15 protein-coding genes and 1 tRNA gene are annotated in these 20348 nt (G+C 65.7%); 8 read left to right on the forward strand and 8 right to left on the reverse strand.

The window, feature by feature from the left end:
- Positions 1-164: 164 nt before the first annotated feature.
- From ASILVAE211_RS10630 to ASILVAE211_RS10640, 3 genes are all read left to right on the forward strand, one after another.
- Positions 165-1411 (forward strand): IS3 family transposase gene (locus ASILVAE211_RS10630; RefSeq protein ID WP_227321296.1). Its coding sequence is split into 2 segments (ribosomal slippage): positions 165-504 and positions 504-1411, totalling 1248 coding nucleotides; the frame shifts between segments, so codons are not numbered across the junction.
- 391 nt (positions 1412-1802) lie between these two features.
- Positions 1803-1877 (forward strand) — tRNA-Thr (locus tag ASILVAE211_RS10635).
- Positions 1878-1975: 98 nt separating this feature from the next.
- Positions 1976-2956: a glutathione S-transferase family protein gene (locus tag ASILVAE211_RS10640; protein ID WP_227321297.1), complete on the forward strand. Its 981-nt coding sequence runs from the start codon at positions 1976-1978 to the stop codon at positions 2954-2956.
- A 55-nt stretch (positions 2957-3011) separates the two neighbouring features.
- Here the strand turns inward: ASILVAE211_RS10640 and ASILVAE211_RS10645 are convergent, their stop codons facing one another.
- The 5 genes from ASILVAE211_RS10645 to plsY are packed head-to-tail and all read right to left on the reverse strand — an operon-like array spanning position 3012 to position 11371.
- Positions 3012-4508 carry a S41 family peptidase gene (locus ASILVAE211_RS10645; protein WP_227321298.1) on the reverse strand — a complete coding sequence of 499 codons (1497 nt, stop codon included), beginning with the start codon at positions 4506-4508 and terminating at the stop codon, positions 3012-3014.
- The gene (rnr, locus tag ASILVAE211_RS10650) at positions 4505-6892 is read right to left on the reverse strand and encodes a ribonuclease R (protein WP_264478822.1); all 2388 of its coding nucleotides are present in this window, start codon (positions 6890-6892) and stop codon (positions 4505-4507) included. The genes ASILVAE211_RS10645 and rnr overlap by 4 nt, the downstream gene beginning before the upstream one ends.
- A gap of 11 nt (positions 6893-6903) precedes the next feature.
- Complete coding sequence (gene topA, locus ASILVAE211_RS10655) at positions 6904-9624, reverse strand: type I DNA topoisomerase (RefSeq protein ID WP_227321299.1); 2721 nt, start codon at positions 9622-9624, stop codon at positions 6904-6906.
- Positions 9625-9644: 20 nt separating this feature from the next.
- Positions 9645-10781, reverse strand: coding sequence for a DNA-processing protein DprA (gene dprA / locus ASILVAE211_RS10660; RefSeq protein ID WP_227321300.1), 1137 nt, complete (start codon positions 10779-10781; stop codon positions 9645-9647).
- Positions 10778-11371, reverse strand: coding sequence for a glycerol-3-phosphate 1-O-acyltransferase PlsY (plsY, locus tag ASILVAE211_RS10665; protein ID WP_227321301.1), 594 nt, complete (start codon positions 11369-11371; stop codon positions 10778-10780). The genes dprA and plsY overlap by 4 nt, the downstream gene beginning before the upstream one ends.
- A 36-nt stretch (positions 11372-11407) precedes the next feature.
- Between plsY and ASILVAE211_RS10670 the strand changes: the two genes are divergently transcribed.
- Positions 11408-11587 carry a hypothetical protein gene (locus ASILVAE211_RS10670; RefSeq protein WP_227321302.1) on the forward strand — a complete coding sequence of 60 codons (180 nt, stop codon included), beginning with the start codon at positions 11408-11410 and terminating at the stop codon, positions 11585-11587.
- Positions 11584-11880, forward strand: coding sequence for a type II toxin-antitoxin system RelE/ParE family toxin (locus ASILVAE211_RS10675; RefSeq protein ID WP_227321303.1), 297 nt, complete (start codon positions 11584-11586; stop codon positions 11878-11880). Before ASILVAE211_RS10670 ends, ASILVAE211_RS10675 begins: the two co-directional genes overlap by 4 nt.
- A gap of 32 nt (positions 11881-11912) precedes the next feature.
- On the opposite strand, the gene ASILVAE211_RS10680 is transcribed toward ASILVAE211_RS10675, so the two are convergent.
- Genes ASILVAE211_RS10680 through gltX form a run of 3 tightly spaced genes read right to left on the reverse strand, consistent with a single transcriptional unit; the run spans position 11913 to position 15574 of the window.
- Entirely contained in the window at positions 11913-13187 is a 1275-nt protein-coding gene (locus tag ASILVAE211_RS10680; protein WP_406566054.1) for a dihydroorotase, read from the reverse strand.
- Between the two features lie 23 nt (positions 13188-13210).
- On the reverse strand, positions 13211-14146 hold the full coding sequence (locus ASILVAE211_RS10685; protein ID WP_227321305.1) for an aspartate carbamoyltransferase catalytic subunit: 936 nt from the start codon (positions 14144-14146) through the stop codon (positions 13211-13213).
- A 15-nt stretch (positions 14147-14161) separates the two neighbouring features.
- Positions 14162-15574, reverse strand: a complete 1413-nt coding sequence (gene gltX, locus ASILVAE211_RS10690) for a glutamate--tRNA ligase (RefSeq protein WP_227321306.1) — start codon at positions 15572-15574, stop codon at positions 14162-14164.
- A 138-nt stretch (positions 15575-15712) separates the two neighbouring features.
- On the opposite strand from gltX, the gene ASILVAE211_RS10695 reads away from it, so the two are divergent.
- The 3 genes from ASILVAE211_RS10695 to ASILVAE211_RS10705 all read left to right on the forward strand — a co-directional run bounded on the left by ASILVAE211_RS10695 (position 15713) and on the right by ASILVAE211_RS10705 (position 20235).
- Positions 15713-17728: a ComEC/Rec2 family competence protein gene (locus ASILVAE211_RS10695; protein WP_227321307.1), complete on the forward strand. Its 2016-nt coding sequence runs from the start codon at positions 15713-15715 to the stop codon at positions 17726-17728.
- A gap of 81 nt (positions 17729-17809) precedes the next feature.
- Positions 17810-18799 carry a sugar-binding transcriptional regulator gene (locus tag ASILVAE211_RS10700; protein WP_227321308.1) on the forward strand — a complete coding sequence of 330 codons (990 nt, stop codon included), beginning with the start codon at positions 17810-17812 and terminating at the stop codon, positions 18797-18799.
- Between the two features lie 131 nt (positions 18800-18930).
- Complete coding sequence (locus ASILVAE211_RS10705) at positions 18931-20235, forward strand: ABC transporter substrate-binding protein (protein WP_227321309.1); 1305 nt, start codon at positions 18931-18933, stop codon at positions 20233-20235.
- Positions 20236-20348: the final 113 nt, after the last annotated feature.

The following is a 20348-nucleotide window of genomic DNA, read 5'->3' on the forward strand; positions in this document are numbered from 1 at the left end:
ATGAGAAAGCAATAAAATAATGACAACATTCGATTTTAAATCGAAGTGTAGGTTAGGTAGATTCAGCATCAGCACCAGATCACCGGCCATGCCGATTGGAGCTGCCCCCTAAATCGCCGGACGTGACTCACCCTTAGCTAAGGGTTGGTTATATGGTCGGTTCTATGAGTGGTTCTTATCCTCGAGCCGAGGTTTTGCCTGGACCGGAACGCCGACGGCGTTGGTCCGTGGTAGAGAAGTTGGCGATGGTCGACGAGACCCGTGAGGCTGGCGCCACGGTCAGCCTTGTCGCACGTCGGCGCGGTGTTTCACCGAACCAGCTCTTCACATGGCGACGCCTGGCCGAACAAGGGGCACTGGCCGCGACGCAAGCCGAGGAAGAGGTTGTCCCGGCATCTGCTTTCCGAGCACAGCAGGATATGATCCGCGAGCTCCAGCGTCTTTTGGGCAAAAAGACCCTGGAAACCGAGATCTTGAAAGAGGCGCTTGAGGTCGCGACCGACTCAAAAAAACGGCCGTTGCGGCTACTGTCGCTGCCACGAGACAGTTCCCGATGACGGCCGTCTGCGAGACGCTCGGGGTGGCGCGGTCGAATATCGCGCTCCGCGTTACGAAGGGCCCTTCCAAGCGCCGTGGGCGCCCAGTTCTGTCCGAAGAGCCGCTGCTGAGCGAGATCATGGCTGTGATCGCCGAGATGCCGTCCTACGGCTATCCGCGGGTATGGGCCGTGCTGCGCCGTCGGTCTGAAGCCCAGGGTGACGCGCCTGCGAACCGCAAACGTGTCTATCGGATCATGAAGAAGCACGGCCTTCTCCTGCAGAAACACGCAGGGGGCGGGGCTGAACGTCAGCATGATGGCCGGGTCGCGGTCGGGCAATCCAATCTCCGCTGGTGCTCCGATGGTTTTGAGATCGCCTGCGACAATGCGGAACGTGTTCGTGTCGCTTTTGCTCTCGACTGCTGCGACCGAGAGGCCATGAGCCATGTCGCGACAACGGCGGGCATCAAAGGCGACGATATCCGCGATCTGATGGTAACGGCGGTCGAGCAGCGCTTCGGCCGTCTCAACCGGTTGCCCAAGACTATTGAATGGCTGACCGACAACGGCGCGTGCTACACGGCAGCCGACACATGTCGCTTTGCGCGTGAGATTGGCTTCCTTCCTTTACGGACGCCGATTGAGAGCCCGCAATCCAACGGCATGGCGGAAGCCTTCGTGCGAACCTTCAAGCGTGACTATGTGGCCTTCAATCCGAAACCGGACGCCGCCACCGTTATCCAATCGCTCCCCGCCTGGTTCGAGCATTACAATGCCTTGCATCCACACCGCGCACTTGGCTATCGATCCCCTCGGGAGTTCATCGCTCTCAATGCAAATTCAACCGGTGAGGTCGCACTGTCCGGAAATTAAGGGGCAACAACACCGATAACGACCGCGATGCCGTGATTAGTTAACATTTAATAACTTTTGTCTAAACGGCTGGCAATGGTCCAATATCGTTTCGAGAAAAAAATTCGAAATGAAAATCATAACGATATGGGTCGGTTCATGGTTGATATGACTTCCGGCGCGCAGGCAGGTTGAGGGTTATGAAGCACCTGCTTGGGCAACCCGTTGCCATTTCCGCTGCAAAAGCCTGTTTTACGCCGTTCGGCGCAGGCTGCTGCTTGGGCTGAAGAGGGAGAGGCCGCTGACCGCTCTCCGGCGCCCATGCCACCGACGGCCCGGCATTTCCGGCACACCGCTCCCCCAAAACCAGGGTATTGCGTCCCGCGCCGGATAGCGATAGATCACCCCCAGCGCCGGCATAGCTCAGGGGTAGAGCAACTGATTCGTAATCAGTAGGTCGTAGGTTCAATTCCCACTGCCGGCACCATTTCCCTCTGAAATCCTTGATTTTTGCCGCCTGCAGGCGCATCGCCATCGGCGTCGCTACGGCTGTCCCCAGCCCAGGCGCGGAGAAGGAACAGGGTCATGGGCTTTGCCGAAAACGGCGTCTGGAACACCGGCTGGTATGACACCAAATCCAGCGGCGGGCGCTTCCAGCGCAGCGCCGCCCAGTTCCGCAGCTGGATCACGCCGGACGGCGCGCCTGGCCCCAGCGGGCAGGGCGGGTTCAAGGCCGAGGCCGGGCGCTATCACCTCTATGTCTCGCTCGCCTGTCCCTGGGCGCATCGCACCCTCATCTTCCGCGCGCTCAAGGGGCTGGAGCGCTTCCTCCCGGTCTCCACCGTCAACTGGGTCATGCGCGAGCGCGGCTGGACCTTCGATCCCGGCCCCGGCGTGGTGGCCGACCCGCATGACGCCGCCACCATGTTCGATATCTATACCCGCGCGGACGGACAGTATTCCGGCCGCGTCACCGTGCCGGTGCTGTGGGACAAGCAGACCAGCACCATCGTCAATAACGAAAGCGCGGAGATCATCCGCATGTTCAACAGCGCTTTCGACGGGCAGGGCGCGCGGGCAGGGGACTATTACCCGGAGGCGCTCAGGCCCGAGATCGACGCGCTCAACGCCCGCATCTATGACCGCGTCAATAACGGGGTCTACAAGGCCGGCTTCGCCACCAGCCAGGAAGCCTATGAGGAAGCGGTCTTCCCGTTGTTCGAGACGCTGGACTGGCTGGAGGACAGGCTATCCACCCGCGCCTTCCTCTGCGGGGATCAGGTGACGGAAGCCGATTGGCGGCTGTTCACCACGCTTGTGCGGTTCGACCCGGTCTATGTCGGCCATTTCAAATGCAATCTGCGCCGCATCGTCGATTATCCCAATCTGTGGGACTATACGCGCGCGCTGTATCAGACGCCGGGTGTGGCCGAGACGGTCAATTTCCAGCACATCAAGGGCCATTATTATCAGAGCCATGACATGATCAACCCAACCGGCGTCGTGCCGGCCGGGCCGGTGCTGGATTTCGCTCAGCCCTCCCAGCGCGTGGTCGTGCTGGTTTAGCGCGTTCCGCGCCTTATCCGGCCGGTGCAGATTAAGTCCGTAAGGACCAAAACCCTCAGCCGCCGGCGGTGATCAGCGCCGTCTGATAGGCGGGCGGGGTCGAGAGCAGAAACTGCGCCGCCTGTAGATCGAGGGAGGACCCCAAAGCCGCCGGGCAGGCTTCGCGCAGTTGCAGAATCTGGTCCAGATTCATGCCGGGCCGCGCGGCGCGCTCGGCCTGCAAGGTCGCCGCCATCGGCTGCTGCCCGGCCGTCAGCGCCTGCAACTGGCTTTCCACGGCGTCGGCGGACCCGCTGGTGCAAATCTGCGGCATCACGCCCAGGCCCTGTAGCGGCCAGCCGAGCGGGGCCAGCAGCCGCGCCCAGGTCACAAGCAGATGGCCACCGTCCGGCAGGTTTGTCGCGGCCTGCACCAGCCCCTTGCCGAAAGTGGCACTGCCGATGACGACGGCGCGGCGATTATCGGCCAGCGCGGCCGACAGCACTTCGGCCGCACTCGCGGTGCGGCCGTCCACCAGCACAGCGACGGCCAGCCCATGGGCGATATCGCCGGCATCGGCCTGCCATTGCTGGTCCGATTCCGGGTCGCGCCCGGCCGCGCGGGCAATGGTGCCGGTATTGATCAGGCTATTGGCGACGCCGATCGCCTGTTCCAGCAAGCCGCCCCGGTCGCCGCGCAGATCGATGATCAGGCCTTGCACCTCGGGATGGGCGGCCAGGCCCGTCACCACCTGCTGGCGGAAGGCGGCAGCCGTGCCGGTGTCGAATTCGCTAATGCGGACCAGCAGATTGGGGCCGGCGATGCCGGAGCTGACGGTTACCGGTGTCACCGGCGCGCGGATGATGGATAAATCATGCGGACGCGCGCGCCGCGCCGCAACCCGCAGCGTCACTTCAGATCCGGCGGCCCCCGCCAGCGCCGCGTTCAGCTTGTAGAGCTCCTGGCGATAGGTCGAGATGCCGTCGATCGCCAGAATACGGTCGCCGGCGTTCAGCCCGGCAGCGGCGGCCGGTCCGTCCGGGTCGATGGCGCCCACAATCGCCGCATGATGGCGGGTCAGGGCGATATCGAAACCAGGGTCGGCCATGGGCGGCGGGCCGCCGCCGTCATCCGGCGCGATATAGCGGGAATAGGGGTCAAGATGATTGAACAATTCGTCGAAGAAGCTGGTGATGATGCCGCTGGTGCCGGCCTGCGCCACGGCGGGGGACAGGGCCGCCGCCTTGCCGCAGATCTGGGCGGCGAGCGACGCCCAGCCGGCGGTGTCATCCGGCTTCGGCAGCGGCAGGTTCAGCACCACGGCACCGCGATCATTCAGGTCGATCGCATGCGGCGTCAGCGACGGCGCGATGGACGGGTCAAGCGCGGTCAGGCCGCGCAGCCCCCATAGCGTCAGATTGGCGAGAGGAATCGGCTCCAACGTGCGCGGACCCATGAAGCCGAAGGCGGCGGTATAAACGCTGCCGGCCAGGTTCTGGTTCCAGTTGCTCTGCGCCTCCGCCCGGAAGGGCAGGGAAAACAGCAGCACGATGAGAAAGGCTTGGCGCCTCACGTCCGCCTGGTGCGGGCTTTTTTGGCGCCGTCCCGCGGATGCTTCCCTTTGACTGCGGGTCTGGGCGGCCGCTTGCCGGGCGTCGGCTTGCCACCGGCCGGCGGCGCGGTCGGCCGGCTGTCGCGGCCGGGCATCATCATCTGGAACAGCAGGCCGCCGGTCACGGGCTTCGCCTCGGCCAGCCTGACGGAGACGGTCTGCGCCAGATGGAAGACCACCCGACTGCGCTTGCCGTTCAAACTTTGCGTCGCTTCGTCGTGCATCCAGAAATCATCGGGCAGGGCACTCAGCGGAATCATTCCGGAAGCGCCGGTATCGATCAACGTAACGAAAAGGCCGAAGCGCGTCACACCGGAAATCCGCGCATCAAATATGCAGCCGACCTTGTCGGCCATGAAGGCCGCCATATAGCGATCCACGGCATCGCGTTCGGCCTGGGCGGCGCGGCGCTCGGTGCCGGTGATATGCTCGCAGGTATCCACCAGCTTCTGCGCGTCGTCCGGCCGCAGCCCGTCGCTGCCCAGGCCCAGCCCGGCGATAAGGGAGCGATGGACGATCAGATCGGCATAGCGCCGGATGGGGCTGGTGAAATGCGCGTAGCGCGTCAATGCCAGACCGAAATGGCCGATATTCTCGATCGTATATTCGGCCTGGGACTGGCTGCGCAGCACGGCGTCGTTGACGAGCGGCGCTTCCTCGGTCCCGGCCACCTGGCTGAGGACGGAGTCGAGATCGCGCGGGTGAATCTGGTCGCCGGCCGGCAGGCTGATGCTCATGCCGTGCAGATAGGTACGAAGCCCGTCGAGTTTAATGTCTGACGGCTTGGCATGGCAGCGATACACGCAGGGGCGTTTCAGCCGCTCCAGTTCTTCGGCCGCCGCGATATTGGCGAGCACCATGAATTCCTCGATCAGCCGGTGGCTGTCCAGGCGCTGGCGGCGGCTGACATCGGAAACGCGGCCTTCCGTGTCGAGCGACACTTTCCATTCCGGCACGTCAAGGTCCAGCGTGCCGCGCCGCTGGCGCTCGCCCAGCAGCAATTCATAAGCGCCATAGAGATGATCGAGCGAAAAGGCCGGCGTCTCGCGCCCGGTATTGCGCGTCTCCTGCACCTCTTCATAGGTCATGCGCGCGGCCGAGCGCATGAGGCCGCGGCCGAAGCGGTGCGCGCGCTTGCGGCCGTCCGGCCCGATGCGCATTTCCGCGAAAAGGCAGGCGCGGTCCTCGTTCGGGCGCAGGCTGCACCAGCCGTTGGACAAAGCCTCGGGCAGCATCGGCACGACGCGATCCGGAAAATAGACGGAATTGCCGCGCTCGCGGGCCGAGCGATCCAGCGCGCTGCCCGGCGTCACGTAATGGGAGACATCGGCGATGGCGACGATGAGGCGGAAACCGTCACCGTCGGGCTCGGCAAACACGGCATCGTCGAAATCCCGCGCATCCGCGCCGTCGATGGTAATCAGCGGAATCTGCCGCAGATCCTCGCGCCCGTCGGGGCTGACGCCGCGCGCATGCTCAGCCTCGGCCATCACCTCGGCGGTGAAGCTATCCGGAATATTCAGCGTCGCGATGACGAGCAGGCTGACGGCCTTGGCACCGCTGGCGTCACCCAGCCGTTCCGTCACGCGGGCCGGTTTCAGGCCCAGACCGCCCATGGGCAGCGGCTCGCCGCGTACAATCTCACCGTCCTGGGCGCCGCCATCCTCGCCCGCCGGCACGATCCATTCGGCCTTTACGCGGCGGTCGGTCGGTTCTATCCGCATTAGCCCGCCGCGCCGGCGGAAAATGCCGATGACGCGCCCGGCGGAGCCTTCGATCCGCTTGAGCGTGCGGCCCTCGTATTTACGCGCGCCATAGGCATTGCCGATGGGGCGGATGCGCGCCAGCACGCGATGGCCGGGGGCGAGTGCGGCCTGGCCGCGCGCTTCCGGCTGCATGAAGATGGTCGGCACCGGGCCGTCGCCGCGCCAGTCGACGGGGCGGCCGATGGCATCGCCCTCGGTATCGATGCCGGTGATCTCGACGATGATCGCTTCCGGCACGGCCGTATTATGCCGCCGGCTCAGGCGGCCGGCCTGCGGCTCCGGCGCAGCCGGGCCGGGGGCATTGGACGATGCGCCACTGGGGGAGGCGAAGCGGCGATGGCCGGCGGGCGCGGCCTCGCCCTTATGGGCCATGTCGCGCAGCACATCGCGCAGCGCCAGCTTGTGTTCCGGGCCCAGGCCGAACGCGCGCGCAATCTCGCGCTTGCCGACGCGGCCCGTGCTCTCGGCAATGAATTCGCGCAATTGCTCGCGGCTCGGAAAGGGACGGGACTGAGGCGCGGTCTCAGTCCCTGTCGTCTGACGGGCGGCTTTCGGCTTTTTGCGGGCGGTCTTCGTCAATGCGTCCGCCGTCAATCGGCGGCTTCGCTGCGCGCCGGCTTGCGCGAAGCCGGTTTTTTGGCAGCAGGCTTCTTTGCCGCAGCCGCTTTCTTCGGCGCGGCGGCTTTCTTCGGTTCGGCCTTCGGCTTGGCCTCAGCGCTCGCGGTCTTGGTCGCCTTTGCGGCGGGCTTGGCCTTGCCGCGTGCGGCGGTCTTGCCCTTCATGCCAGCCTTGGGCTTCAGCTCCTTGCCCTTTTCGGCCAGCAGCGTCACGGCCTCGTCCAGCGTGATATCGTCCATCGAGACAGTGCGCGGCAAAGTCGCGACGATCTTGCCGTGCTGGGCATAGGGGCCGAAACGGCCTTTCTTGACCACAATGCCTTCGCCGTCCTTGGGATGCGCGCCCAGGCTGCGCACCGAGGCCAGCTTTTTGGCCAGCAGATCGACCGCGCGATTGGCGCCGACCGCCAGCACGTCGTCATCCTTGTCGAGCGAGGCATAGACCGCGCCCATTTTGATATAGGGGCCGAAGCGGCCGATCGCGGCCTCCATCGGCTCGCCCGTTTCCGGGTGCAGGCCGATCAGGCGCGGCAGGGTCAGCAGACCCAGCGCCTGGTCCAGCGTGATGGTCTCGCCGTCCATGCCGCGCGGCAGGGACATGCGCTTGGGCTTTTCTTTCTTCGCCTTCTTGTCGGTCGAGGGCGGCGGTGGTTCGCCGAGCTGGACATAAAGGCCGTAGGGGCCGCGCCGCACGGACACGTCTTCCTTCGTCTCAGGGTCTTGGCCGAGCAGGCGCATGCCTTCCTTCAGCGTCTCCTCGCCTTCCTCGCCCGCATTCACGGCCAGACGCCGCGTATACTGGCAGGTCGGGTAGTTGGAGCAGCCGATGAAACTGCCGTGGCGGCCAAGCTTCAGGCCCAGGCGGCCGGTGCCGCAGGCGGGGCAGACGCGCGGATCGCTGCCGTCGTCCTTGGGCGGGAAGAAGTGGCGGCCCAGATCGTCATCCAGTGCATTGATGACATCGGTGATCTTGAGGTCTTTGGTCTGATCCACAGCCTCGGAGAAGTCGTGCCAGAAGGCGCGCATCACCGCCCGCCAATCGGCGCGGCCGTCCGAAATCTCGTCCAGCTTCTCTTCAAGATTGGCCGTGAAACTGTAATCGACATAGCGGTTGAAGAAGCTCGAGAGGAAGGCCGTCACCAGCCGTCCGCGATCTTCCGGCACCAGCCGCTTCGCGTCCAGCCGCACGTAATTGCGGTCGCGCAGAACGGAGAGGGTGGAGGCATAGGTGGAAGGCCGGCCGATGCCGAGTTCTTCCATCTTCTTAACCAGGGAGGCTTCGGTATAGCGCGGCGGCGGCTGCGTGAAATGCTGGCTCGCCTTGATTTCCCGCTGGCCCAGCGGGTCGCCCTCGGTCATCGGCGGCAGCACGCGGCTTTCGTCGTCCTCATCCGCCTGATCGTCGCGATCCTCGCGATACAGTTTCAGGAAGCCGTCGAAGGCCAGCAGCGAGCCATTGGCGCGCAGCACATTGCGCGCGCCGTCCTTCATATCGACCACGACCTGGTCGAATTCGGCCTGCGCCATCTGGGAGGCGACGGCGCGCTTCCAGATCAGCTCATACAGCCGTGCCTGATCGTGGCTGAGATAGCGGACGACGTCTTCCGGGCGGCGCTGCACATCGGTCGGGCGGATGGCCTCATGCGCTTCCTGGGCGTTCTTCGCCTTGGTGCTGTATTCGCGCGGCGCGCCGGGCAGGTAATCCTTGCCGAAGGCCTGTCCGACATGGTCGCGAATGGCGTGGATCGCCTCACGGGCAATCTGCACGCCGTCAGTTCGCATATAGGTGATCAGGCCGACCGTCTCGCCGCCGACATCCGCACCCTCATACAGCTGCTGGGCGATGCGCATGGTCTGCTGCGCGCCGTAGCCGAGCTTGCGGCTCGCCTCCTGCTGCAAGGTGGAGGTCGTGAATGGCGGCATCGGATTGCGCCGCACCCGCTTGCGCTCGATGGTGCTGACGGCAAAGGCGCCGGATTGAACGCGGCTGCGGGCGGCTTCCGCCGTCGCTGCGTTGTTCAGGTCGAACTGTTCCAGCTTGAGGCCGTCCAGATGCGTCAGGCGGGCGGTGAAGGGCGCGCCGGCCGGGGTCGAGAGCAGCGCCTCGATCGTCCAGTATTCCCGCGCCCGGAAGGCCTCGATCTCGGCCTCGCGCTCGCAGACCAGACGAAGGGCGACGGATTGCACGCGGCCGGCGCTGCGGCTGCCGGGCAGCTTGCGCCACAGGACGGGGGACAGCGTGAAGCCCACCAGATAGTCCAGCGCGCGGCGGGCCAGATAGGCCTCGATCAGCGGCTGGTCCAGCTCACGCGGGGCGGCCATGGCTGCGGTCACCGCATTGCGGGTGATTTCGTTGAAGGTCACCCGATGGACGGTGACACCCTTCAGCGCGTTGCGATCCTCCAGCATGGCGCGGACATGCCAGGAAATGGCCTCGCCCTCGCGATCCGGATCGGTCGCCAGATAAAGGGTCGTACCTTTTTTGATCGATTTGGCGATGGCCGAGACCTGGCGGCTGCCGCGCTCGTCCGACTCCCAGTCCATGGCGAAGTCCTGGTCCGGGCGCACGGACCCGTCCTTGGGCGGGAGATCCCGCACATGGCCGAAACTGGCAAGAACCGTATAGCCATCGCCGAGATACTTATTGATCGTCTTGGCTTTGGCGGGGGATTCGACGACGACGACGTCCGACATGCTCATCCTGAACTAGGCGCTCATCCGCCCTGATTTGCGATCAGAGCCACCCGGTTGCCAGGCAGGGATTCGACGAAGCCGCCGAGTTCCAGGTCCAGCAGGGTGGCCACTAGAGCGGCTCTATTCGTGAACTGGCAGTGTCGGAGCAGATCGTCAACCGATGTCGGAGCGGGACCCAGCACGGCGAGCACCGCCGCGCGGATTTTATTGGCCTCGGCCGGTGGCGGGGGAGGCGACTCTTCTAAGGCATCAGTCGTGCCGCTCTGCCGTTGGTGAAAGAAGAAATCATCAGCCCCTGGGGGCAATAGGCCCACCACATCCTCGGCCGTTTCGGTCAATATCGCACCGCGTCGGATCAAATCATTGCTGCCTTGCGAACGCGGGTCCAACGGCGAGCGGGGCACGGCGAAAACGTCGCGGCCGGCTTCCAGCGCCAGCCGCGCGGTGATCAGGCTGCCCGACTGGCGGGCGGCCTCGACCACGATGACGCCGAGCGACAGCCCGGCGATGATGCGGTTGCGGCGCGGAAAATGCCGCGCCTGCGGTTCGGTGCCCAGCGGCGCTTCTGTCACCACCGCGCCCTGGGTCGCGATGCGGCGTTGCAGGTCTTCGTGCTGGGGCGGGTAGGGGCGGTCGATGCCGGTCGCGACGGCGGCGATCGTCAGCCCGCCGGCCGCGCTGAGGGCAGCCTCATGGGCCGCCGCATCGATGCCGCGCGCCATGCCCGAGACGATGGTCAGGCCCTGGCCCGCCAGATCGGCCGCCAAGCTCGCGGCGATATGCTGGCCGTTGAGGGAGGCATTGCGCCCGCCGACCATGCCCACCGCTCGGCGCGACAGATGGCGGATATCGCCCAGCACCACCAGAACCGGCGGGGCATCGGCCAGCAGGGCCAGCAGCGGGGGGTAGGCGGCATCGCCCAGCGTCAGGAACTGGCCGCCGCGCCTGACGGTCGCCGCGATCTCATCCTCAATGGCCCCACGGCTGGGGATCGACAGGCGGCTGCGCCCGGCGGTTTTGGCCAGAGTCGGCAGGGCTTCCAGCACGCCAGCGGCGCTGCCGAACCGGTCCATGAGCCGGGCATAGCCGATGGGGCCGACACCCTCCGTCCGTGCCAACCGGATGCGGTCGACAAGGGCGGAGGGTGCCTGCGTCATGCGGCGCCGATTCGGGGCTCGGTGCCCGCCATCAGGCGGCGGATATTGGCGTGATGCTTCGCCAGCACCAGCAGCGTCACCAGCAGCGCCAGAAGCGCATGGCCGGGGCCGGCAAAGATCCAGGCCAGGAAGGGCGCGGCGACGAAGGCCGCCAGCGCCGAGGCGGAGGAGATTTTGGTGACCTTCGCGCCGACCAGCCAGATCAGGCACATCAGCACGCCCTGCGGCCAGCAGGCGGCCAGCGCCACGCCCAGGCCGGTAGCCACGCCCTTGCCGCCGCGAAAGCGCAGCCAGACCGGGAACAGATGGCCGATGACGGCAAAGAGGCCGGCCCACAGCCCGGCATGCGGGAACTGCGCCATCAGCGGCCAATTAGCGGCCAGCAGCACGGCGGCCGCGCCCTTCAGCCCGTCCAGCAGCAGCGTCGCCGCCGCCAGACCCTTGCGGCCGGTGCGCAGCACATTGGTGGCGCCAATATTGCCCGAGCCGATCTGGCGGATATCGCCCGCGCCGCCCAACCGCGTGATGATCAGACCGAAAGGAATGCTGCCGAGCAGATAGCCCAGGATGATGGGAAGAATGGGTATCACTGGCAATGGCCCCGGCTAAGGATTAAGCTATTCGACATGGACGATGTGCCAAACACCCTGCTGCCATCCTGGATGGCAGACTCGCTCGCGCGTAGCGAGGCCCAGATCGCGGCTGGAGAAACTGTGCCGCTGGAACCTGTGCTTAACAGGATTCGCGCCAGTATCGAGCGGATGCAGGCGAATAAAGCTGCCGTCACGCCTGCCCGGAAAGCTTGATTGCCCTTAGTCCGGAGGCCGAGGCGCAGGTCGATAGCCTGATTGCGCATTTCGAGGCGAGAGGACGGATAGAGGCCGCACGCAATCTTTTGAATGCGCTTGAAAAAGCCAGCCATCGGATCGTGTCTGCCCCGCATGCCGGATTGCTTGCGCCGCGACCTTACCCATCCTTGAAGCGACAGGGCCGGAGATGGATCATCGAGGAACGCTACTGGATATCCTATAGTCTGACCGTGCCCCCGGTCATCTCCGGTGTGTTCTATGTGACCCCGAATATCCCCAATCGCCTCTGAGCCATAGCTCTCGTGGTGACTGGTTGCGTTGTTCATCCGAAAACCCGCTTGCCCGCTTTCCAGGTGCCGACCACCCGGCCCTCGACGGCGCGGCCGTCGAACGGCGTGTTCTGCGCCTTGCCCGGCAGTTTGCCGGCTTCGATCTTCCAGACCCGGTCCGGGTTGAACAGGCAGAGGTCGGCGGCATCGCCCTTGGCGATGCGTCCGGCGGAGACGTCCAGCACGCGGGCAGGGCCGGCCGTCATTAGCTCGATGGCGCGCGGCAGGCTGATATGGCCGCTATGGAACTGCGCCAGCGTGATCGGCAGCAGAGTCGCGATGCCGGCGCCGCCGGCCGAGGCCAGCGCGAAGGGCAGGCGCTTGTCATCGGCGTCGCGGGGCTGATGGTCTGACGCCACGGCGTCGATGGTGCCGTCGGCCAGCGCCGCGACCACGGCTTCGCGGTCGGCTTCGGTGCGCAGCGGCGGCGACAGCTTGGCATAGGTGCGGAAATTGCCGATGGCGATTTCGTTGAGGTCGAAATAGGGCGGCGCCGTATCGCAGGTTACCGCCAGTCCTTCGGCCTTCGCCGCGCGGATCAGATCCAGCGCTTCGCCGGTCGACACATGGGCGAAATGCAGCCGCCCGCCTGTGATGCGGGCCAGCGCGATATCGCGCGCTACCTGAATGGCCTCCGCCGCGGCGGGAATGCCGGGCAGGCCCAGGCGGGTCGCCAGTTCGCCCAAGGTCGCCGCGCCGCCTTCGGCCAGGCTCGGGTCTTCCGGGTGCTGCACCACGATGCCGCCGAAACCGCGTGTATAGGCCAGCACGAGGCGCATCAGCCGGGCGGGTCCAATGGCGCGCGCGCCATCGGTGAAGGCGACGGCACCGGCCTCCTTCATCAGTCCCATCTCGGCCATCTGCTCGCCCAGGCAGCCGCGCGTGACGGCGCCATAGGGCAGGATGGACAGGCTGCCGGTATCCTCGCCGCGCGCGATCAGGGCGCGGACCAGGGCCGGGTCGTCGGTCGCCGGCACCGAATCGGGCAGGGCGCAGAGGCTGGTAATGCCGCCCGCCGCCGCCGCCCGGCAGACGGATTTAATGGTCTCGCGATCCTCGCGTCCGGGCTCGCCCAGTTCCACCCGCATGTCGAGCAGGCCGGGCGCCAGCACGGCGTCCATCGCATCGACGCGTTCAGCACCTTCGGGATGACCCTGGCCGAGGCCGATATCGGCGATGCGGCCGTTCTGGATCAGCACATCGGCGACGGCGTCATGGCCGCTGGCCGGGTCTATCACCCGCGCCCCGGCAATCACGGTATCGCGCAGGCTGGTGGTCACGATGCCGTTCATCAGTGGCGCCCTCCGAGAGGAGAGGCGGCCGGCCGGGACAGCATATCCAGCACCGCCATGCGCACGGCGACCCCCATTTCCACCTGTTCGCTGATCACGCTATGCGTCGGGTCATCGGCGACTGCGCTGTCAATTTCGACGCCCCGGTTCATCGGCCCCGGATGCATGACGAGCGCGTCCGGCTTCGCAAAAGCCAGCTTCTGCGCATCAAGACCGAAGAAGCGAAAATATTCGCGGCTGCTGGGAAGAAGGTTGCGGGTCATGCGTTCTTTCTGCAATCGTAACATCATGACCACGTCCGCGTCCGCCAGTCCAGCCGGCATGTCGTGATAAACGGTGACGCCGAGTTCGGCGATGCTGTTCGGCATCAGCGTCGTCGGTCCCACCACGCGAACGGTGGCGCCCATGGCGTTGAGCAGATGGATATTGGACCGCGCAACGCGGGAATGGGCCACGTCACCGCAAATGGCCACCGTCAGCCCGTCCAGCCGGCCGCGATGGCGGCGGATGGTCAGCGCATCCAGCAGGGCCTGGGTCGGATGTTCGTGCATGCCGTCGCCGGCATTGATGACGGCGGCTTCCACCTTCTGCGCCAGCAGGTTCGGCGCGCCGGACTGGTCATGCCGCACCACCAGCAGGTCGCATTGCATGGCGTTCAGCGTGGACGCGGTATCCAGCAGCGTCTCGCCCTTTTTCACGCTGGAGGTGGAGACGGACATATTGATGACGTCGGCGCCCAGGCGCTTGCCGGCAAGCTCGAAACTGGTGCGCGTGCGCGTGCTGTCCTCGAAGAACAGGTTGATCAGCGTCCGCCCGCGCAGCCGGTCGCGCTGCGTCTTGCCCGAGCGGTTGAGCAGGGCATAGCTCTCGGCGAGGTTGAGAAGATCGCCGATGTCCTGCGGCGACAGGCCTTCGATGGCAAGCAGGTGGCGCATGGTCTCAGGCTCCCTTCAACCTTCACTGACGGCGGCAATGCGGGCCAGCGCCTCGGTGCGGCCGAGAGCGGCCAGCGTCGCGTCGATCGGCGGGCTGGTGGTCGATCCGGTCAGCGCCGCGCGCAGCGGCTGCGCGACCTGGCCCAGCTTCTTGCCGGAGACTTCGGCGAAGGCCCGCAGCGCGGCATCCACACCTTCGGTCGTAAAATCGGTCTCGGCCAGCAGCGGGGCCAGTTCCGCCAGCATCTGGCGGGCGTCCAGCGTCAGATGCGCTTCCGCCTTGGGCTCGAAGGGCAAGGGCAGGGGCCGCGCCAGGAAGGCGGCGGCGTTCGCCAGTTCCACCAGCGTCTTGGCGCGTTCCTTCAGCGCCGGCATCAGCAGTTCGATACGGGCTTTCGCGGCGTCGTCCAGCGTCAGATCGGCATTCGCGGACAGGCGCCGCACCACATCCTGCGTCAGCCGCGCGTCATCGGCCTGGCGCAGCCAGACGCCGTTGAGATGGGTCAGCTTGGCGTAATCCATGCGGCTCGCGGCCCGGCCGACACCCTTCAGGTCGAACAGCGCAACGGCCTCGTCGCGGCTCAGGATTTCCGCGTCGCCATGACCCCAGCCCAGGCGCAGCAGATAGTTGCACAGGGCCTCCGGCAGGAAGCCTTCGCGCTCGAATTCCAGCACGCTGACGGCGCCGTGGCGCTTGGAGAGTTTCGCCCCGTCCGCGCCGTGGATGAGCGGAATATGGGCGAAAAAGGGCATGTCCCAGCCCATGGCCTTGTAGACCTGGATCTGGCGGAAGGTATTGGTCAGGTGATCGTCGCCGCGAATGACATGGGTAATGCCCATGTCATGGTCGTCGACCACGACGGCATGAAGATAGGTCGGCGTGCCGTCGCTGCGCAGGATGATCATGTCATCGAGCTCGGCATTGGCGACGCGGACGGTACCCTGCACCAGATCGTCAACCTCGGTCGCGCCGTCGCGCGGGGCGCGCAGGCGAATGGCGAAGGGCTTGCCTTCCTCGTCCGCGCCGGCGGCGCGGTCGCGCCAGCGGCCGTCGTAGCGGGGCGGCCGGCCGGCGGCCGTGGCCTCGGCCCGCATCTGGTCCAGTTCTTCCTTCGTCGCATAGCACCGATAGGCGCGGCCCTCGCCCAGCATCTGCAAGGCGACTTCACGGTGACGCGCCTCGCGGCTGCTCTGGTAGACCGGCGGCGCGTCGGAGGTCAGGCCCAGCCAGGCCAGACCGTCCAAAATCACCTGGGTCGCCTCGGGCGTGGAGCGTGCGCGGTCGGTATCCTCGATCCGCAGCACGAATTCGCCGCCATGGTGGCGGGCGAACAGGAAATTGAACAAGGCGGTGCGGGCGCCGCCGATATGCAGCAGCCCCGTGGGGCTGGGGGCGAAGCGCGTGCGGATGAGGGGCTTGTCGGTCATGCCGGCTGCTTAAAGCATTTCGCCCTTGGCTGAAAACGTCCGCGCGGGTCTGGCGGCCCCCTTTCTGACGCGATGGCGACCGGCGCTTTCGGCGCTTGTGGAAAAATGGATATCGGCCGAACAAGGTCGCTTCTCCCCATGGCTGGCCGTCTGTATCGCCGCCGGCAATCTTTCTTTTCTCTGCCGGCTATGCCGCCGGTCTGGGTGGCTTTTCCCCCGGTCCTGCTGAGCCTGGCGACGCTCGTGCTGGTGTGGCGCCGCCATCTTGGGCGCGCGGCAGGGCTGTGCCTGGTGGCTGCCAGCCTCGGTTTCGCCGCCGCGAGCATCAAAACCCATTCCCTGCCGCCGCTGCCGGACCTGCCGCGCCATGCCACCCTGGTCGATGGCCGCGTCGTCGCGGTTGACCCGCTGCCGCAGGGCCGGCGCGTGCTGCTCAGCGCGGTGCGGCTGGATGGCGGCCCTATGCTGCACCGGGCCTTGCGCATCCGCCTGCGCGGTAATGACATCGGGCCTATTCTGCCGGGCGACCATCTGCGCCTTCGCGCCTTGCTGCGGCCGCCCTACGCGCCGAGCTTTCCCGGCGGCTGGGATCAGCGGCGGGACGCTTATTTTCAGAAACTTGCCGGCGTCGGATTCGCCCTCGGACTCGCGCAGCGACAGGCGCCGGCCCGGCCAGGCGGCCTGTCTCTCTGGTGGCAGGGATTGCGGGAGCATGTCGCGGCCCGCGTGCTTGGCCTGACCCCCGGCACGGCGGGCGGCGTGGCGGCGACATTGCTGACGGGATTGAGTTCGGCCATTCCGCTGGCGGACCGGCAGGCCTTCGCCACCGCCGGCCTGTCCCATATCCTGGCCGTCGCGGGGCTGCATATCGGCATCGTCATGACGACGGTCTTCGTCACCCTGCGCTGGGCCTTGGCGCATTGGCCCTGGATCGCTCTGCGACTGCCCATCAAGCAGATTGCGGGCGTGGCGGCCATTGCGGTGGGTGGCGCCTATATGGCCATGACGGGGATGCATCTGCCCATCATCCGCAGCTTCATCATGGCGGCGCTGATCACGCTTGGGTTGCTGGCCGGCCGGCGGGCCGTGTCGCTCCGCAGCCTGGCGCTGGCGGCCAGCCTGTTGCTGATGCTGCAACCGCAGGCGCTGGCGGGCGTCAGTTTTCAGATGAGCTTCGCGGCCGTTCTGGTGCTCATCGCCGGGTATGAGCAGTTGCGCCGTGCGCCGCTGGGCTTGCTGCGTCACCGGGCGGGTTTTCTGGGCTTTCTGCTGCGCGATCTGACCCTGGTCGCGATCACCAGCGTGATGGCGGCCATGGCGACCGCGCCCTTCGCCGCCTATCATTTCGGGCAGGTCGAAACCTATTCCATCCCGGCCAATATGCTGGCGGTGCCGCTGACGGCCTTCTGGGTGCTGCCCTTGGGGCTGGTGGGGCTGGCGCTATGGCCGCTGCATCTGGCCGCCCTCGGCTTCGTGCCGATGGGCTGGGGTTGCTGTCTCCTTGTCCACATCGCGCGGCTGGCCGCCAGCTTGCCGGCGGCCTCCATCGCCGTGCCGCCCGCGCCGCTTTGGGGGCTGGTTCTGGCCGGGTTCAGCCTCGTTTGGCTCTGCCTGTGGCAGACGCGGCTGCGCCTGCTGGGTCTGCCGCCATTGCTGTTTGCGGTCTTTCTGCTGCCGCCCTTGCAGCGCCCGCCGGATATCCTGGTCTCGCCGGATTACCGGCTCATCGCCTTCCGGATGCCGCAAGCCGTCTATCTGCTCTCGGCGACCAAGGACGATTTCACGCTGGGGGAATGGCGGCGCTTCTTTGGCGGTCGCCCGGTTCTGCCGCTGACGGCTGCTTCCGGCATTGCCTGCGCGCCGCAGGGCTGCGTGTTACGGCAGGCGAGCGGCTATCGGACGCTGCTATGGCGCGCGGATAACCCGCCAGGCGCCTGCGACGGTATCGGCATTATCCTGGCCTTGGACTATTGGGACCGGCCACTGGCGGGCGGCTGTGCGGGCATACCCTTCGTCGATCGCGGCCTGGTGCAAAGGGCCGGCGCGGCCGCGGTCTTTCTCGGCGCGCGCCCGCGCATGCGCCTGGACCGTCCGGCGCGGGGGGACTGGCCCTGGCTGCCCATGGTGCAGCGCAGCCACGAAAATCAGGATTGATCGACCAATACGCCCTTGGCAAATGCCCATAATCCGAGCATTACTTCGTTCCAAGGGTGCGATGACATCCAGGGGAGGTTCATGGCGGACAAGTCGCCCGATCGGTCGATGGTGGATACGCGGTCTCGTCAGGGGCTGCGGCTGGAACAGGCGGCGCGTGCCGCCTGGCTGTATTATGTCGGCCGCCACACCCAGGATGAAGTCGCGTCGCAGCTCAATATATCGCGACAGGCGGCGCAGCGCCTCATTTCATTGGCCTTGTCGGAGCGGCTGATCAAGTTCCGCTTCGACCATGAAGTCGGCCCCTGCATGGAAGCCGGCGATGCGCTATCCCGCCGCTACGGACTGTCGGTTTGCGAAGTGGTGCCGACCATGGGGAGCACTGCGGCGACACTGGGGTCGATTGCCATCGCAGGCGCGCAATTCATCGAAAAATGGCTGTCGCAGCGCACGCCTGTGGTGCTTGGCTTAGGCACCGGGCGAGCCTTGCGCGCTATAGCGAATGAACTGTCACCGGTTGCTGCGCCGCAGCATAAAGTCTTCTCGCTTTGCGGCAGTATTTTGCCCATGGGCCGCGCTATTGCCCTAGACCCTGTCTTGCGTGTAGCGGAGCTTTCCGGTGCGCAATGTTTCTCGCTGCCTTGCCCGGTGATCGCGGCGACGGTGGAGGAGCGTGATGTGTTGCAGAAGCAACAACCCTACGCGACGATGCGCGAATTGCTGCCGCAGGCGCGTTGCCTTCTGGTCGGCGTCGGCTCCATCGACTGGAAATGTGCGCTGCACAATGACGGTTGCGTGTCAGACCTCGAGCTCGCGAATTTGATCGAGGATGGCGCGGTCGGCGAGATTTGCGGCTGGTCCTTCAATGCAGCGGGCAAATTGCTGGGCGGGCCTGTCAATCAACGTGTGGTGGGCATCTGGGAACATGCGCTGTCCACGCAGGCCTTGCGGATCGGCGCGGCGTTCGGTGCGCAGAAAGTCGCGGCCATTCGTGCGGCGATGACCGGCCAGATGATCGACGGGCTGATTACCGACGAAGCGACGGCCCAGGCACTTTTGACCGCTGACTGAACAAGTGAACGGTCGTGTGGAGACATCTTGACAGTTCCGTCAGGTCTTGATGTTCTGCCCGCGATCTGAGCATACGCTCGATCCAACGAGCGTCGTCTAGAATCGACTAAGAAAACCATAGGGAACGGGACATGCGTCTAAAAGCGATTGCCGCTTTCGCAGCGGCACTTCTATCCGGCACCTGCCTTGCGCACGCCGAAACCATCACCATCGCCACCGTCAACAACTCGCAGATGGTTGTGATGCAGAAGCTCTCCAGCACCTGGGAGCAGAAGACCGGCAACCACATCAATTGGGTGGTGTTGGAAGAAAACGTGCTGCGCCAGCGCGTGACGACCGACATCGCGACCCATGGCGGCCAGTTCGATATCGTGACGCTGGGCTCCTACGAAGCGCCGCTCTGGGGCAAGCAGGGCTGGCTGAAGCCGCTCGATGGCATCGCCGACTATGACTACAAGGACGTTTTCCCGTCCGTGCTGCAATCGCTCACTGAAGGCGGCAAGCTCTATGCGCTGCCCTTCTACGCCGAAAGCTCCTTCACCTATTACCGCAAGGATCTGTTCCAGGCGGCCGGGCTGACCATGCCGTCCAACCCGACCTATGCGCAGATCGACCAATACGCTGCCAAGCTCACCGACAAGTCCAAGCAGCAATACGGCATCTGCCTGCGCGGCAAGCCGGGCTGGGGCGAGAACATGGCCTTCTTCGACACGCTGCTGAACACCTATGGCGGCGAATGGTTCGACAAGGGCTGGAACGCCCAGCTCGACAAGAAGCCCTGGAACGACGCGCTGACCTTCTATGTCCATCTGCTGAAGGACTACGGCCCGCCGGGCGCCAGCTCCAACGGCTTCAATGAAAACCAGGCGCTGTTCTCCACCGGCCATTGCGCCATGTGGATCGACGCGACCTCGGGCGCCGGCTTGATCTATGACAAGAACAGCAGCCAGGTTTACGACAAGACCGCCTTCACCGCGGCACCGGTCGATGTGACGCCGAACGGCTCGCATTGGTTCTGGGCCTGGGCGCTGGCCGTGCCGGCCACCTCCACCAAGGAAGCGACGGCGAAGGAATTCATCGCCTGGGCGACCTCCAAGGATTACATCAACCTCGTCGGTGAGAAGGAAGGCTGGACGACGCTGCCGCCCGGCACGCGCCTCTCCACCTATTCCAACCCTGATTATCTGAAGGCCGCGCCCTTCGCCGGTGCCGTCAAGACCGCCATCGAAACCGCTGACCTCGATCATCCGACGCTGAACCCGGTTCCCTATACCGGCATCCAGTATGTCTCGATCCCGGAATTCGAATCGATCGGCACGACGGTCGGCCAGCTGGTGGCCGCTGCCCTGACGGGTCAGCAGACGGTCGACAGCGCGCTGAAGCAGGCTCAGGCTTCCGTCTCCTCCACGATGGAGCAGGCCGGCTACACGCAGTGATCTGCGTCTAAACCAAGACAGGGCGGCCCGGGGCCTATTTCGCCCGGGCCGTTCGTCTCTCGCGAACGGTTCAGAATAAGACGGCAGACTGACTGCGGGCAGGCTGACGGGGC

The sequence above is a fragment of the Acidisoma silvae genome, from assembly GCF_020618775.1.
Lineage (GTDB): Bacteria > Pseudomonadota > Alphaproteobacteria > Acetobacterales > Acetobacteraceae > Acidisoma > Acidisoma silvae.